9 protein-coding genes and 1 tRNA gene are annotated in these 15,495 nt (G+C 35.3%); 7 read left to right on the top strand and 3 right to left on the bottom strand.

Annotated elements, in window-relative coordinates; genetic code table 11:
* Positions 1-83 precede the first annotated feature (83 nt).
* Positions 84-953, bottom strand: a complete 870-nt coding sequence (locus BZARG_RS06410) for a cyanophycinase (protein WP_008636590.1) — start codon at positions 951-953, stop codon at positions 84-86.
* A gap of 109 nt (positions 954-1,062) precedes the next feature.
* Here BZARG_RS06410 and cphA point away from each other — a divergent pair, with 109 nt between their 5' ends.
* The 6 genes from cphA (at position 1,063) to BZARG_RS06380 (ending at position 11,142) form a co-directional block, all read left to right on the top strand.
* The gene (cphA, locus tag BZARG_RS06405) at positions 1,063-3,699 is read left to right on the top strand and encodes a cyanophycin synthetase (protein ID WP_040288083.1); all 2,637 of its coding nucleotides are present in this window, start codon (positions 1,063-1,065) and stop codon (positions 3,697-3,699) included.
* An 8-nt stretch (positions 3,700-3,707) separates the two neighbouring features.
* On the top strand, positions 3,708-5,114 hold the full coding sequence (locus BZARG_RS06400; RefSeq protein ID WP_008636724.1) for an aldehyde dehydrogenase family protein: 1,407 nt from the start codon (positions 3,708-3,710) through the stop codon (positions 5,112-5,114).
* A gap of 369 nt (positions 5,115-5,483) precedes the next feature.
* On the top strand, positions 5,484-7,685 hold the full coding sequence (locus tag BZARG_RS06395; RefSeq protein WP_237702579.1) for a beta-N-acetylhexosaminidase: 2,202 nt from the start codon (positions 5,484-5,486) through the stop codon (positions 7,683-7,685).
* 165 nt (positions 7,686-7,850) lie between these two features.
* The gene (locus BZARG_RS06390) at positions 7,851-9,047 is read left to right on the top strand and encodes a PNGase F N-terminal domain-containing protein (protein WP_040288097.1); all 1,197 of its coding nucleotides are present in this window, start codon (positions 7,851-7,853) and stop codon (positions 9,045-9,047) included.
* A gap of 465 nt (positions 9,048-9,512) precedes the next feature.
* A complete protein-coding gene (locus BZARG_RS06385; protein ID WP_008636607.1) occupies positions 9,513-10,748 on the top strand; it encodes a metallophosphoesterase in 1,236 nt (411 codons plus the stop codon).
* Positions 10,749-10,845: 97 nt separating this feature from the next.
* Positions 10,846-11,142 carry a thioredoxin family protein gene (locus BZARG_RS06380; protein WP_008636674.1) on the top strand — a complete coding sequence of 99 codons (297 nt, stop codon included), beginning with the start codon at positions 10,846-10,848 and terminating at the stop codon, positions 11,140-11,142.
* Here BZARG_RS06380 and BZARG_RS06375 read toward each other — a convergent pair.
* Positions 11,139-11,807 carry a polysaccharide deacetylase family protein gene (locus tag BZARG_RS06375; protein WP_008636589.1) on the bottom strand — a complete coding sequence of 223 codons (669 nt, stop codon included), beginning with the start codon at positions 11,805-11,807 and terminating at the stop codon, positions 11,139-11,141. The two genes, BZARG_RS06380 and BZARG_RS06375, sit on opposite strands and share 4 nt — an antisense overlap.
* A gap of 5 nt (positions 11,808-11,812) precedes the next feature.
* Positions 11,813-15,184, bottom strand: a complete 3,372-nt coding sequence (locus BZARG_RS06370) for a glycosyltransferase family 117 protein (RefSeq protein WP_008636709.1) — start codon at positions 15,182-15,184, stop codon at positions 11,813-11,815.
* 151 nt (positions 15,185-15,335) lie between these two features.
* Between BZARG_RS06370 and BZARG_RS06365 the strand changes: the two genes are divergently transcribed.
* Positions 15,336-15,411, top strand: a tRNA-Gln gene (locus BZARG_RS06365).
* The last annotated feature ends 84 nt before the right edge of the window (positions 15,412-15,495 follow it).

Genomic DNA, 15,495 nt, shown 5'->3' with positions numbered 1-15,495 from the left:
TCTTTTTATATTCTGTCAGCAGGCGTCTGTCGCGTGCAGAAAATAAGAATGAGATTAGTCGTAACTGATTATTATACGAAGATTTATATAAAAGGTGCCTCAATAGGTAAAACAGTTACCTGATGCGATTCAATATTGTACTGATCGCCGTTGGCTAAAATATGAAGGGTTAAATTCGCCATAGTCATTGGTGTGCCTTCATCCAGTATTTTTTGGTTGTTATGTGTTAGTTTCTGTCCATCAAAAACAATTACCATTCCTGAACCAATAACAGTACAGTTTTTGCCGTTTTTGATGATCATACCAGTGTCTTCAGCAAATCCGAAGCCTGTGCATTTAGAAAATTTGGCTATAGCTTCTGTTATTCGTCCAAAACGTCCACGCTGAATAAAATGCGTGTCAATTACCAATTCAGGAATTAAACCTAAACCTTGTCGCATTTTTACAGCACCTTTCACAAAAGATTTTGCGGCACTACCGCCGGCAATCATTTCTTGAGACATAGCCATAGCACCTGCACTCGTTCCTGCTATAACGAAGCCGGAATCGTTTTTATATCGCTCCAATAATATGTTATGAATGGTGGAGTTTCCAATGTGTTTGGCTATTTTAGATTGATCGCCTCCAGAAAACATTACGCAATCTGCAGATTTTATCTGGTTGATGAAATCTTCGCTTTCAGAATCTTCTTGCGATCGGATATCTAAAACTGTAACATCTGTACAGCCTAAAGTTGCAAAAGCTGTCAAATAATTCTCGCCGACTTCTATAGGGATACTTGATGCCGTTGGAATTATTACTATTGTAGCTTGTTTGCCGCCAGCTTCATCAACAACATGTGCTAATATACCTTCTTCAACGTAATCCAAACGATGAATTTCATTCTCTTCAAAACCTTTGTCTTCGTTTCCGCCAATAGGAATTAAAGTGCCTTTTATGTGTATTGTGCTCATTGTCTGTTGTTAAATATGATTGTAAAAAATCAAATTGCAAAAATAAACTTATTAAGTTTAAAAATTCTATATTTATAACTATTCATTTCCAATCTAATAATTACCATAAATGATAATAAGAGAAATAAACGCCATGAGAGGGCCAAATTACTGGTCAATACGTAGACATAGATTAATAGTTATGGTCTTAGACCTTGGAGAAATGGAAGAAAGACCATCCAATAAAATTGATGGCTTTTATGAACGATTAACAACTATGTTTCCTACTATGCACTCGCATCGCTGTTCGGTTGGTGAAGCTGGTGGCTTTTTTCAGCGTGTTAAAGATGGTACTTGGATGGGGCATATTATCGAGCATATCGCGCTTGAAGTTCAAACTCTTGCTGGTATGGATGTGGGTTTTGGTAGAACTCGTGGCTATGGTGAGGTGGGTGTTTACAGCGTAGTATTTGCTTATATGGAAGAATCGGTTGGACGCTACGCTGCAAAAATTTCGGTTGATATTTGTAAAGCTTTAATTGCTGGCGAAGACTATGATATGACAGAGGATATTCAGCACATGCGTGAATTGCGTGAAGTTGAACGTCTAGGGCCAAGTACTGGTTCTATTGTAGAGGAAGCGGAAGCACGCGGAATTCCATGGATACGCTTAAATAAATACTCTTTATGTCAGTTGGGTTACGGCGCCAATCAAAAACGTATTCAGGCAACGGTAACATCAGAAACCAGTAGTATTGGTGTGGAATTAGCTTGCGATAAAGAAGATACCAAATTTTTACTAGAACAAGCTCAAATAGAAGTGCCTCGTGGCGATATTATTCGACGTGAAAGTAGTTTGGAAGAGGCGTGTAATTATGTTGGTTATCCTTTAGTAATTAAACCTGTCGATGGTAATCACGGTCGTGGTATTTCTGTAGATATTAAAAATTATGACGATGCCCTAGTCGCTTTTCATGCAGCTAAAGAAATTTCAACAGGGGTTATTGTTGAAAAACTTATAATTGGTGAAGATTACCGTTTGTTAGTTATTAATAATAAATTGGTTGCTGCCGCAAAACGTACGCCTGCTCATGTTATTGGTGATGGAAAATCTACCGTTCAAGAATTAGTTGATATCGTAAATAGCGATCCAAGACGTGGTTACGGGCATGAAAATGTTTTGACGCAAATTACGATAAACGATTTATCTAAAACTATAATTAAAAATGCGGGTTACACCTTAGATTCTGTAATTCCAGATGGGGAAATGCTTATTTTAAAGGATACTGCCAATTTAAGTACGGGCGGAACTGCCGAAGATATTACTGATATCGTGCATCCCGCAAACGTAAGTATGGCAGAACGTATTTCAAAAATAATTGACTTGGATATTTGCGGAATTGACGTTATGACCACCGATATTACTCAACCTCTTTCAGATACAGGAGGTGCTGTATTAGAAGTAAATGCTGGGCCAGGGTTTAGAATGCATTTGGCACCAACTAAAGGTTTACCACGAAATGTTGCTGGTCATGTTATTGATAAATTATTTCCAAATCAAGGTGATACAGGACGTATTCCAATTATAGCCATTACAGGAACAAATGGAAAAACAACCACAACGCGTTTAATGGCACATATTGCCAAAATGAAAGGCTATCGCGTAGGATATACCACAAGTGATGGTGTTTATATTCAGAATAGATTACTAATGACCGGAGATTGCACCGGTCCTGCCAGTGCCGAATTTGTACTAAAAGATCCAACCGTAAATTTTGCCGTTTTAGAATGTGCGCGCGGTGGATTATTACGTGCTGGACTCGGTTTTAAAAAATGTAATGTGGGTATTGTTACCAATGTAGCATCCGATCATTTAGGCTTAAAAGGTATTCATACTATCGAACAATTAGCCAAAGCTAAAGGTGTTATTCCAGAAACGGTTTTACCGGATGGCTATGCAATTCTAAACGCGGATGATGATTTGGTTTATGACATGCGCCGTTCTGTTAATTGCAATGTTGCACTCTTTTCAATGGATGAAAATAATCCGCGTATAAAAGCTATGCAGCGACTTAATGGTGTAACTGCCGTATATGAAGATGGCTACGTTACTATTTGCCGGGGCGAATGGAAAATGCGAATAATGAAAGCTGAAAATATTCCATTAACCTATGGCGGCAAAGCGCTATTTATGATTCAAAATGTGCTCGCAGCCGTTTTAGGTGCGCACGTACAAGGTATTAGTATTGAAGATATGAAAGCAGGACTGGAAACGTTTATTCCTTCGGCAACTCAAACACCAGGTCGTTTAAATTTATTCAAATTTAAAAACTTCACCATTCTATTAGATTATGCTCATAATCCAGCAGGCATGTTGGCTTTAAAGGAGTTTACAGATACGATTGAATGTTCAGTAAAAGTCGGAATAATTGCAGGAGTAGGAGACAGGCGTGATGAAGATACTAATGAAATAGGTAGCATCGCCGCGGATATGTTTGACGAAATAATTATCCGCCAAGACAAACGTTTACGCGGAAGAACGGAAGAAGAGCTCATTAATTTATTAAACGACGGTATTAAGGCTAAAGATCCAAATAAGAAAATAACCATTATTCCTTCAGAAAAAGAGGCGATTACCTTTGCTGTTAATAATGCGGTAAAAGATTCACTCATTATTTTATGTAGCGATGTTATTCCAGATGCTTTGGAACTCGTTCAGAAGTTTAAAGAACAAGATTCTAGAGGAGAACCATTTAATGCTGAATAAGAACTAGTATGAATACAGAAAACCCGTTTTCCGAATTATTTCAAAAGCAAAAAGCAAATCAATTTAAAATTGGCAATACGACCTATAAGGAACGTATTGCCAAATTAAAACGCTTGCAAGATGCTTTAGAAAACACCTATAAACAAGACATTCGAGAAGCGCTTTTTCAAGATTTTAAAAAGCCATTTTTAGAAACCGATTTAACAGAGATCTATCCGGTTATTGATGAAATTAAATTCGCTATTTCTAATTTAAAATCGTGGTTGAAACCTGAAAAAGTAGCGACGCCCGTTTCTTTGCTTGGGAGTAGTTCGTTTATAGTAAATGAACCCAAAGGTGTTTGTTTAATTATTTCGCCATGGAATTATCCTATAAACCTCACATTTGCACCATTAGTTTCGGCTATAGTTGGTGGAAATACAGCTATTTTAAAACCTTCGGAAATGACGCCCAATACATCCAAGTTAATGGCGAAAATAGTGTCAGAATTATTTGATGAAAACGAAATAGCTTTGGTTGAAGGTGAAGTCGAAACTTCTGAAGCGTTATTGGAATTACCTTTTAATCATATATTCTTTACCGGTTCGCCAGCCGTTGGAAAGATTGTAATGAAAGCCGCATCCAAGAATTTAACATCCGTGACGTTGGAGTTAGGAGGAAAATCGCCAACTATTATTGATGATTCTTCGAATTTAGAAAAAACTGTAAAAAAAATTGTTTATGGCAAGTTTACCAATGCAGGACAAACCTGTATTGCGCCAGATTATGTGCTGCTTCAGGAGTCTTTAAAACCTGAATTTGTAGCGTTATTTAAACAAGAGGTGAATACCTTCTATTCTGAAAACCCTGAAAGTTCGGACTCTTATAGTCGTATTGTAAATAGTAAGCATTTTGAACGGTTAACAAAAGCGTTGGAAGATGCTAAAATCAAAGGAAGTATAGTCGAGTCTGGTGGGGATTTCAACGTATCTGATTGTTATATAGAACCGACCTTGGTGAGTAATCTTCCAGAAGATACAACCTTGATGCAGGAAGAAATTTTCGGGCCTATTTTACCGCTAAAAACGTATAAAACCATTGAGGAAGCTGTGGCTTATGTGAATGCTAATAAAAAACCGTTAGCACTTTATATTTTTAGTAAAAACAAAAAAACAATCGATTATATTATTGAAAATACGCGTGCTGGAAGTACTTGTGTTAACCATATTTTATTGCAGTTTTTAAATCATAATCTGCCGTTTGGAGGTTCTAATAATAGTGGAATTGGAAAATCTCATGGTGTTTTCGGATTTCGAGAATTCACCAATCAGCGTTCGGTTTTAAAACAACATACTATTAGTGCTGTCGATTTATTAATACCGCCTTATACCAATTGGAAGAAGAAGCTTGTAAACTTAACGATTAAGTGGTTTTAGCAAATCAAATTTAAAAGCTACTTTGCGCTAAAGTCAAGGTCTTTTACTGCCTGTAGTCAGACATGATGGCGCTCATACTGACAATGTTTGCTTGATTAAGGTTCTTCTTTTAAATCCTGTTTGTTGCATGCGAAAGCAGAGAATCAATGATATTTTGGTGAATTCTGAAGCGTTTTATTATGCTTTAAGCTGAAATGTAAACATGTAATAGTAAGTTCTTTATAATATTATTGTCAAAATGTGGAATATCCTTAAATAGATTGTTAGATTAGTGTATTTAACGCTTATAACATACTAAAAATGCAAATTAAGACATCCCTCCTATGTTTAGTTTTTGTGACTATTATTTTCAGTTGTTCCAAAAAACCGGTGCAAACTTTTTCACCACAAATAATACCCAAGCCTTTAAAGCAATCTATTGAGCAAGGTTATTTTTTAATTTCAGATGAAACAAGCCTGAATTTTGATAAAGAATTTTCAGTTGCTGGAAATTTTTTAAAGAATTATATAGAGTCTGGAACTTCTTTTCAACTTAAATCCGGTAATGATATTGTTTTTAAGAAAGATGAAAGCATTAAAAATGATGAAGGTTATAAATTAGAAGTTACAGATAAAGGAATTATAATTCGAGCAAAAACGGATCATGGTGCATTCTATGCTGTGCAGAGTTTAAGGCAATTATTACCTGTAGAACTTGAAAGTAAGTCGTTTTCAGAAGATGAAATAGCTGTTCAGAATATTACCATTCAGGATGAACCGCAATTTGCTTATCGCGGTATGCATTTAGATGTCGTTCGCCATATGTTTTCTGTGGATTTTATTAAAAAATATATCGATGCTTTAGGCATGTTAAAAATGAACACCTTTCATTGGCATTTAACGGATGATCAAGGCTGGCGAATTGAAATAAAAAAATATCCAAAATTACAAGAAATTGCAGCTTATCGAAAGGAAACCTTAATTGGTCATTATAATACCCAACCGCAAAAGTTTGATGGTAAACGTTACGGTGGATACTATACACAAGAAGAAATTAAGGAGGTTGTAACCTATGCCCAAGCACGATTTGTAACCGTGATCCCTGAAATTCATATACCAGGACATTCGCAAGCAGCCATCGCCGCATATCCTGAATTGGGTTGTACGGGAAAACAGGTTGAAGTTGCTACAAAAGGTGGTGTTTTTGAGGCTGTTTATTGTCCGAAAGAAGAAACGTTTGCGTTTTTAGAAGCTGTTTTTGATGAGGTTTTAGAATTGTTTCCAAGTGAATATATCCACATTGGAGGGGCGAAAGCGACAAAAACGAGATGGAAAAACTGCGATCATTGTCAAGCCTTAATTCAAAAGGAAGGCTTAAAAGACGAAAACGGCCTGCAAAATTATTTTATTTCTAGAATGGAAAACTATTTGAATAGTAAAGGCCGACAAATTATGGGGTGGGATGAAATCTTGGAAGGTAATTTAGCACCAAAAGCTACTATTATGTCCTGGCGAAGTTATGGTGGTGCTGTTGCGGCTGCTAGAAAAGATCATAATGTGGTGTTAACGCCTAGATCTCATGTTTATTTCGATTATTATCAATCAGAAAATAAACATGAACCTCTCGCTACTGGTGGCTTTTTAAATCTAGAAAAAGTGTATGTTTTTAATCCTATTTCAGAGAAATTAACTAATAAAGAGGCTAAATATGTTTTGGGTGCGCAAGGCAATGTGTTAACGGAGTATATGCCAAGTTCAGAACAAGTAGAGTATATGGTTTTTCCGAGAATATTAGCTCTAAGTGAAGTTGTTTGGTCAAGTTCGGAACGCAAGAATTACAAAGACTTTATTTCTCGAGTTGAAAATTTTCATAAAAGAATGGATGCTTTAGATATTAATTTTGCCAATCATTTATATGAACTTGAAGGTGAAATGGTCTCTAAAGGGAATGAAACAGAGTATATTTTGAAAACGTCTACACCTGGAAAAGTTATTCATTATACTTTGGATGGTTCTGACCCCACTATTGATTCTGAAATTTATAAATCTGGTATTCCGATTAGTCAAAGCGCGATTTTAAAGGCCAAAATTTTTTCTGAGAATAAGGCCTTAGGTACAACTTTTAATCAAACAATTAACTGGCATAAGGCGGTAGGCAAAAAAATTACATTAGATGTGCAACCGCATCATGCATATCCTGGAAGCGGTTCCAATGGTTTAATTAATGGTATTTCTGGAAGTAATGAGCGCTATGGCGATAAAGAATGGTTAGGGTTTTGGGGTGAAAATGTCGAAATAACCATCGATTTTGGCATAGAAACAGAAATAAACTCTATTTCTACAAGGTTTCATAATGGACATGGACAGTGGATTTATGCGCCCGAAAAAATTGAAGTAGAATTTGATGATAAAGAGGTTTTTGAAGTTGCAGTACCCATTTCCAAAACTTTATTGGCGCCTGTTACTTTCAAACAAAAAGTAACAACACGATTTATAAAATTGCGAGTCTTTAATGCTGGTCTTATTCCAGAAGGCAAACGGGGCTCTGAAAATCCTTCTTGGACTTTTATTGATGAAATTGTGGTTGAATAAGATTTGGATGTAATTAATCCCTTACTGAATTAAGTAATTCGATTAATTTTATTTATGAAATTCATAAATATTATTTCATCAGAAAATAATCATACGTATTTTGGAAATAAACCTCAAGTTGTTACTTGTAGAAATTATTCAGCAGATAATAAAACAAATTCAATCATGAAATTACACTATATTTTTTTAGTATTTCTATTTGTTTTGGCTTGCAAAGAGCCTTTAAATCCAATTGGCGATGAACAAATAACCATTTTTGAAGACGCCAATATCTATTTCGATATGGGCTTTAAAAACGATAGTATTCAACTAACCGATTCTATTTTTAGGTTGGATGCAGGTCGGGTTTTACTTAAAAAAGTAACGTTGCCCAATTATACAAAACAGCCGAAAGTGTCCGTAAAAATGACGCTCACTTCTAATGGTGATCCTTGGGATAAATCAGGTTCATTGTTTGTTGTTCCTGCATCTTCTGATTTGAATTTGCTAGATTTTGAAAGTGATAATTTAAAGAAAGAACAATTTGCAACAGGTTTTCCAGGAATAATTTCTGAAGTAATTGACAACAAATCCTATCAACCGAATATTGAATTATTGCGTTTTATGACGCCGTTTGGAGTCGGTTTTTTTAATGATAATGAACGTGTTGCCACTTTAAAACCAGTTTATATCCCTAAATGGGAAGAAAATGTAAAGTGGGAACAAGATATTACACAACTTTTACCTGTTTTGGAAAACGAGGTTTATATCGGTGTTTTTATTGATACTTGGACCAAGGAAGGTTATAATGTATCGGTTAGTTTAGATTTTGAAGAGAGTGATGTCCCAAATCATTTGAAGAATGAACAAGGTGTAATACCTGTTTTAAATACCAGTAAATATTCAGGCGCTCAGCGGTTTTATGATGGGTTTCATAAAGGTGATTTGCAAGTAAACCTTCCTGTTAATCGAACTTTAAAGAATGCCAAATTATATTATATCACTACTGGTCACGGTGGACATGCCGAAGGTGATGAGTTTACAGAAAAAGAAAATATTATAAAGTTCAATAATAATATCGTGAAGCAATTTGTGCCATGGCGTGATGACTGTGCCAGTTTCAGGCGCTTTAATCCATCATCCGGTGTTTGGACTGAAAAGGTAACTTGGAAAGGAAAAGAAATTGAAGAGCGCATTGCCTCATCAGATTATTCACGATCTAATTGGTGTCCTGGAAGTGATGTGACACCGGAAATTATTGAGCTTGGAAATATTGCTACTGGTGATCATGTTTTTACATTTTCTATTCCTGAAGCACAAGCCATAGAAATGGATAAAATCAATTATTGGACGGTTTCGGCTTATATTGTATACGATAAATAACGAAACAATAAATAATGGCTGTGCCGTGCGCTTTAAACCAGATTAGAAACAGTTGACTTTATTTTATATGTTAGTACCTGTAATGCTAATTTTGGCTCTAGAAAAACGCGTTTATTCCTCTTGAAAATAATGGAAAATATTAATAAGAAGCTGAAAAGTTTGGTTTTTAGGTAAATAAAAATATTTGGAGTTATCTTAAGTAGCTATTAAATAGGAGATAATTAAAACTGGTGATGGTTATATGATTACGTCTTCTTCAAAATTAATTTAAAAAGATGTAATCTTATTTTGTAATGAAAGTGACTTCTTTTCCGACAATTAACTTGATTTGTTATGAAATGAACCCAAATAAATTTTTTTAAACAGACACTAAAAGTTTAAGTGAATTTTAAACTTTAACATCACCTTAAAAATTGCTTGGTATTTTTAGCAGTAACTTTACAGTCGCTTGAAAAAACAACTATTATGTCGCGTTGGATTATTGTAATTATTATATTTTCGGTCATCATTTTCGCTGTGGAATTTTATGCCTTTCAGGCCATAAAAGCTATTACAAAAAATAAAATAATTCGAGGGATTTGGATTCTTTCCGCTATAGTTATTTATGGTTATTTTATTTATGTATTGTATGTAACGCCTAGCGGTGCGGGACAAACCAATGCTTTTCAATTGGTATCAGGCTTTATGCTTACTATTTTAATTCCGAAATTGTTAATAGTCGCTTTTATGTTTGGCGAAGATATATTTCGTGTATTTAAAAAAGGCCTCTCTTGGATTTCGCCTGGCGCAACAGCCGATTTTGAAGGTCGCAGAATATTTTTATCAAAAATCGCGTTAGGCTTGGCGGCCATTCCATTTGCTTCTTTCATTTACGGCATTGTTCAAGGGCGTTATAATTTTAAAGTTTTAAAATATCAACTCACTTTTGAAGACTTACCAGATGCTTTTAATGGTTTTAAAATCACACAAATTTCCGATATCCATTCCGGTAGTTTTACTAATAAAGAAAAGATTCAATATGGTGTAGATTTAATTAACGAGCAGGAAACAGATTTAATGCTTTTTACTGGTGATTTGGTTAATAATAAGGCCGATGAAATGGATGATTGGATTGATATGTTTAAAACCCTGCATGCGCCGTACGGTAAGTTTTCTGTTTTGGGAAATCATGATTATGGCGATTATGTGGAGTGGGACACGCCTGCCGACAAATTAAAAAACTTCCAAGCAGTTAAAGATGTCCATCCAAAAATTGGTTTTGAATTATTATTAGATGAACATCGCTACATTGAAAAAGACGGTCAGAAACTAGCATTAATCGGTGTAGAAAACTGGGGAAAAGGTTTTAATCAAGCTGGAGATTTACAAAAAGCTTCAGAAAACGTTTCAAAGGAAGATTTTAAAATATTAATGACGCATGATCCATCACATTGGGAATTTCAGGTGAAGGAGGATGATTTTAATTATCAATTAACCTTAAGTGGGCATACACATGGTTTACAAATGGGAATTGAAATTCCTGGGTTTTTCCGCTGGAGTCCTTCACAGTATATCTATAAACAATGGGCTGGATTATATCAAGAATTTGGACGTTTTATTAATGTTAACCGTGGATTTGGCTATCATGCCTTTCCTGGCCGAGTGGGTATTTGGCCTGAAGTAACTGTGATTGAGCTTAAAAAAGGTGTTAAAAAGGCTTAAATTGATGTTTTGCTCCATCTGACTTGATTGTTTGTTAGTCAGAATAATTTTTTTTGCGTAGGTTTGTTAGAGCACATTTGACTTAAACTTATAATGTATGTCAAAATTCGGGGAACTTATTGATGTTAACATTCCTGTATTATTAGATTTTTTTACGGAAAGTAACGAGCAATCAACTATCATGCATGCCGTTTTACGAGATGTAGCAGCTGCACTTGGCGATAAAGCTAAAGTTATTAAAATTAATGTAGATAAAAATAAGGAATTAGCCGAAGCGCTTCGCGTTAAAGGTTCACCAACGCTAATTATCTATAAAAATGGCGAAATGAAATGGCGGCATAGTGGTGAGCAAGATGCTAATACACTTATAGGCATTATTCAAGAATACGTTTAAATAGGTAAAGTCTTAAACTGATAGCCTTTATCGGAAAAATAAGCAAGTACTTTAGGAAGTGCATATTGTAGGTTTCTGGATGCTTTAACGCTGTCATGAAACACAATAATACTACCAGGTTCAGCTTTATTAATCACATTGAAATAGGAATCTTCTGGATCTGTTTCCTTTTCCCAATCAAACGATAAAATACTCCAAGTAATAATTTTATAATCTAATGCTCTTAGGGCTTTCCCTTGCCTCGGTTTAATTTGACCGTAGGGTGGGCGAAATAGAAGCGAAGCATTTAGGTTTATATTCTCAACTTCACATTTTTTTAATTCTGAATCTATAATAATTTGTGCCTTACTGACATCTGAAACGTAATTTTTAATAGATGTGCGCCAACCTTTTATATGTGTGTGAGAATGGTTTCCTATGCGATGTCCTGACTTGAGAATAGCCTGAAAAATATCTGGATATTTTTGAATGTTATTACCAATACAGAAAAACGTTGCTTTTGCTTGAAATTGTTTTAAAATATCTAATGTCCACTGGGTGATTTCAGGAGTAGGGCCATCATCAAAAGTAAGATATAACACCTTTTTTGAAGTAGAAAACTCCCAAACATAGTCTGGGAGTAATTTTTTTATAATAGTCGGTGTTTTAACAGGAATAATTCCCATAAAAATTAATCTTCTGGCGTGATGCTCAATGTATCTGTTTGAAGCATATCCACATCAATTGGTTCTGGTGTTTGATCAATTTCTGATTGTTCCACTTCTGGAACATCTTCATTGCCGTAAAAATGACTAAATAAGTTTAAGAAATTAGAGAACGTTTTTGTCTCTGTTTTTGCAAATTCCTTATCGTAAGTAAGTACCATGTCTATAAGACCTTTATAACGTTCAATATCTGTATAGATTTTCTCAAATACTTGGCGCTGTTGTGCCTCATCCAGCTTACTGTAATACGTCAAGTTTTCTTGATATTTTTCAGCGACCTGCATAAAGAGTTTTTGTGCTTTTTCTTTAGCACCAACTTCATAGTAGGCACTAATGTACGGCTCTAAAAGCGTGTAGTAGCCAAAGTAATCTACAGGCATGTTGGTCATAGCGATGTCGGCTATTTCTTCTGCTTTTTCTTTTTCACCTTCATTAATTAACTGCTCAATTAAGCGAGCCAGGTTTCCACGGTATGTTATAGAGTTTTTACGTGTTTCTATATCGTGATAAATATCTGGACTACCACTATTACCCCAATCCCAGTTAACCACTTTGTTGTACATAAGCTCGCTGTCTACGCGTCCCATATCAAATGGATTTGCGCGGTTCACTGGTGTTTTTATTGGAACTAGCTTGTAAGTCATTCCATCTAGTTGCAGGTAATCTTTCATCCAAATATAATCGTCGCTGCCAAAAGCACCACCTGTAAAATGAATTGGGCGTTTCCAGTCGTTAGAATTAATGATATCCAACATTAATAGACGGTTCTTGTAAATAGCACTTTCGGTTATTTTAATATCCAAAAAGTCCTCCATTTTATCGGCATCCTTTTCTTTAACAATATTATATTTTAAAGCATTTTGCTTGTTTACAGGCACGCGAATATTTTCAACAGGGAAATAATTAGACTTCTGCAACTGTAAAGGGTAGTAACTAGGGTCTTCACCTTGCAGTTCTGCAATATATTTAAACTTAGTTTTAGGATTATCACTACTTACAAAGTCCATAAAATCTTTAAGAAGTAATGTGTCCTGTTTTAATAATTTTACAGGCCTTCCTTGGTCATCAGAATAATGCGTTTTTTTCAATACATAATCTCGGGTTCCCGAACGATATTGTTCATGAGTTAATGTGGAAGGGATAGGATCGCTGTCATAAGCTTTACGCTTCATTTGATCTATGTACCAATCTGTTTGAAATAAACTCGTATTAACCACGCGAACATCGGTTCTGTAACCTTCAATTTCCTGTGCATACCATAAAGCAAACGTATCATTATCGCCAATGGAGAATAAAATTCCGTTTTCTCCACAGGAATCCAGATACATTTTCGCCATTGCTCGTGCTGTATATTTATCTGAACGATCATGATCATCCCAGTTATTAGCAGCTAAAACGCCTGGTACTAATGCCAAGCATAGTACTGTAACGGCAGGTGCTAATAAAGTAGATGTTAGTTTTGTTCTAAACATGTCCACTAAAGCGTATACACCGAACCCAATCCATATAGCAAAGACATAAAATGAGCCTACTAAAGAATAATCACGCTCTCGTGGTTCAAATGGTCGGACATTAGTATAAATCTGAATTGCTAATCCGGTAAATAGGAAGAATACAAGTGTGACCCAAAATAGCTTTTTGTCTTTATTATAAAGGAAAAATAATCCAATTAAACCCAGAATGAGTGGTAGGAAATAATAGGTATTTCGTCCTTTGTTTTCTGCAACGTCACTTGGTAAATCTGTTTGTGGCAAGCCTAAATGCCATTCATCAATAAAATTAATACCACTTAACCAGTTGCCATTAAAATTATCTAGTTTTCCTTGAATATCATTTTGTTTTCCAACAAAATTCCACATAAAATAACGCCAGTACATATACCCTAACTGGTACTCTAACATGTATGCAACATTTCTTCCAAGTGATGGTTTTTCAACGTCAATAAGATGACTATTCTGTTTTAGGAATTTATGGTAATCCTCATAATCAACCATACCATTGGCAACATCATTTTTAAAACTGCCTATGGCTGCTCGCAGTTCGTTTTCCATTTGATATTGAGGCTTTAGTTTAAAATCTAAATAACCAGAAAAAATCATATAGTTTTCGGCATTATCACCGCTCCACATACGTGGGAGTAAAGAAGCATGCTCCGAGTTGTAATTCTGACGTGCTTTTTCCCAGTCGTTTATAATAATGTATTTTCCGGCTTCTTTATCTTTTTCATAGTTTGGCTTATCATCCACATATGGTTCATTTTCATCTAAACCAGAATATTGCTCGCTAAATTGAGGCCCGTATAATAAGTGTGTTTCTGGATACTGTTCTAAATTATAATAAGCTAAAAGTTCACGCGCATCACTGGGGTCGTTTTCATTAATAACCACGTTGGCGTTAGCACGAATAGGAAGCATTAACCAAGACGAAAAGCCAACAATAACAAATGTGATACATAGAATACCTGTGTTAAGGTGAATGTAGTTCTTGTCGCGCGTATATTTTAAACCGAAGTAAATTATGGCCACTAATACAATTCCAGCGAAAATAGTTCCGGAGTTAAAAGGGAGGCCAATAGAATTAACGAAGAAAATTTCTGTTGCACTAAAAATGCGTAGAATATTTGGCGCTAATAGTTTAAAGATAAAAAGTAAAACAGCCACGGACGCTACATTTGCAATAATGAAGTTCTTTACGGTAACTGTCTTATAATTTTTGAAATAGTATATTAATCCAATAGCTGGAATGGTTAGTAATCCCATGAAGTGAACACCAAACGACAATCCTATTATAAAAGATATTAAAATCAGCCAACGATTACCTCTAGGTTCATTCATTTCGCGTTCCCATCGTAATCCTAACCAAAATAAAACAGACATAATTAAGGTTGCCATGGCATAAACTTCCGTTTCAACGGCGTTAAACCAAAACGCATCAGTGAAAGTAAATGCTAAACTACCAACTAAACCACTTCCTAAAATGGCGAATTTTTGTGTAATATTAAGTGTTTCTGGTTCGCCAATCATCTTTCTTAACAAAAGTGTGATGGTAAAGAACATAAATAAAATAGTAAATGCACTTGCGGCGGCACTCATCATATTCATCATAAAACCAATCTGGGAAGGCTCAAAAGCAAACATAGAAAAGAAGGCTCCCAGCATTTGAAACAGTGGTGCTCCAGGAGGATGACCTACTTGTAGTTTTGCGGAAGTTAATATATATTCCCCTGCGTCCCAAAAGCTTACTGTTGGTTCAACTGTGAGTCCGAAGGTGATGAATGCGACTAAAAAAGCGAACCATCCTAAAATAGTATTCCACTTTTTGAAGCTAATATCTGTCATGTAATTGCAATTTTTAGATAAGGCGAATTTAACAATAAATATTACATTCATCATGCTTTTAAGGAAAGGTTAAGTTTTTAAATAATTTTTTCTTCACAAAATGTTTGCCCAAATGGAATATTGTTTTAAATTTGCATCCTCATTACGAGATTGGCCTATGGTGTAACTGGTAACACGTTGGTTTTTGGTACCAAAGAGTCTAGGTTCGAAACCTAGTGGGCCAACCAGAATAAAGAAATCCTGATCATTAATTTGATCGGGATTTTTTGTTTTTAAGTGGAAGTGGTTGCGTTGGGTAAGTAATCGAGATG

The sequence above is a fragment of the Bizionia argentinensis JUB59 genome (assembly GCF_000224335.1).
Taxonomy (GTDB): Bacteria; Bacteroidota; Bacteroidia; order Flavobacteriales; family Flavobacteriaceae; genus Algorimicrobium; species Algorimicrobium argentinense.
This window is presented reverse-complemented; position numbering and strand designations above follow the sequence as displayed.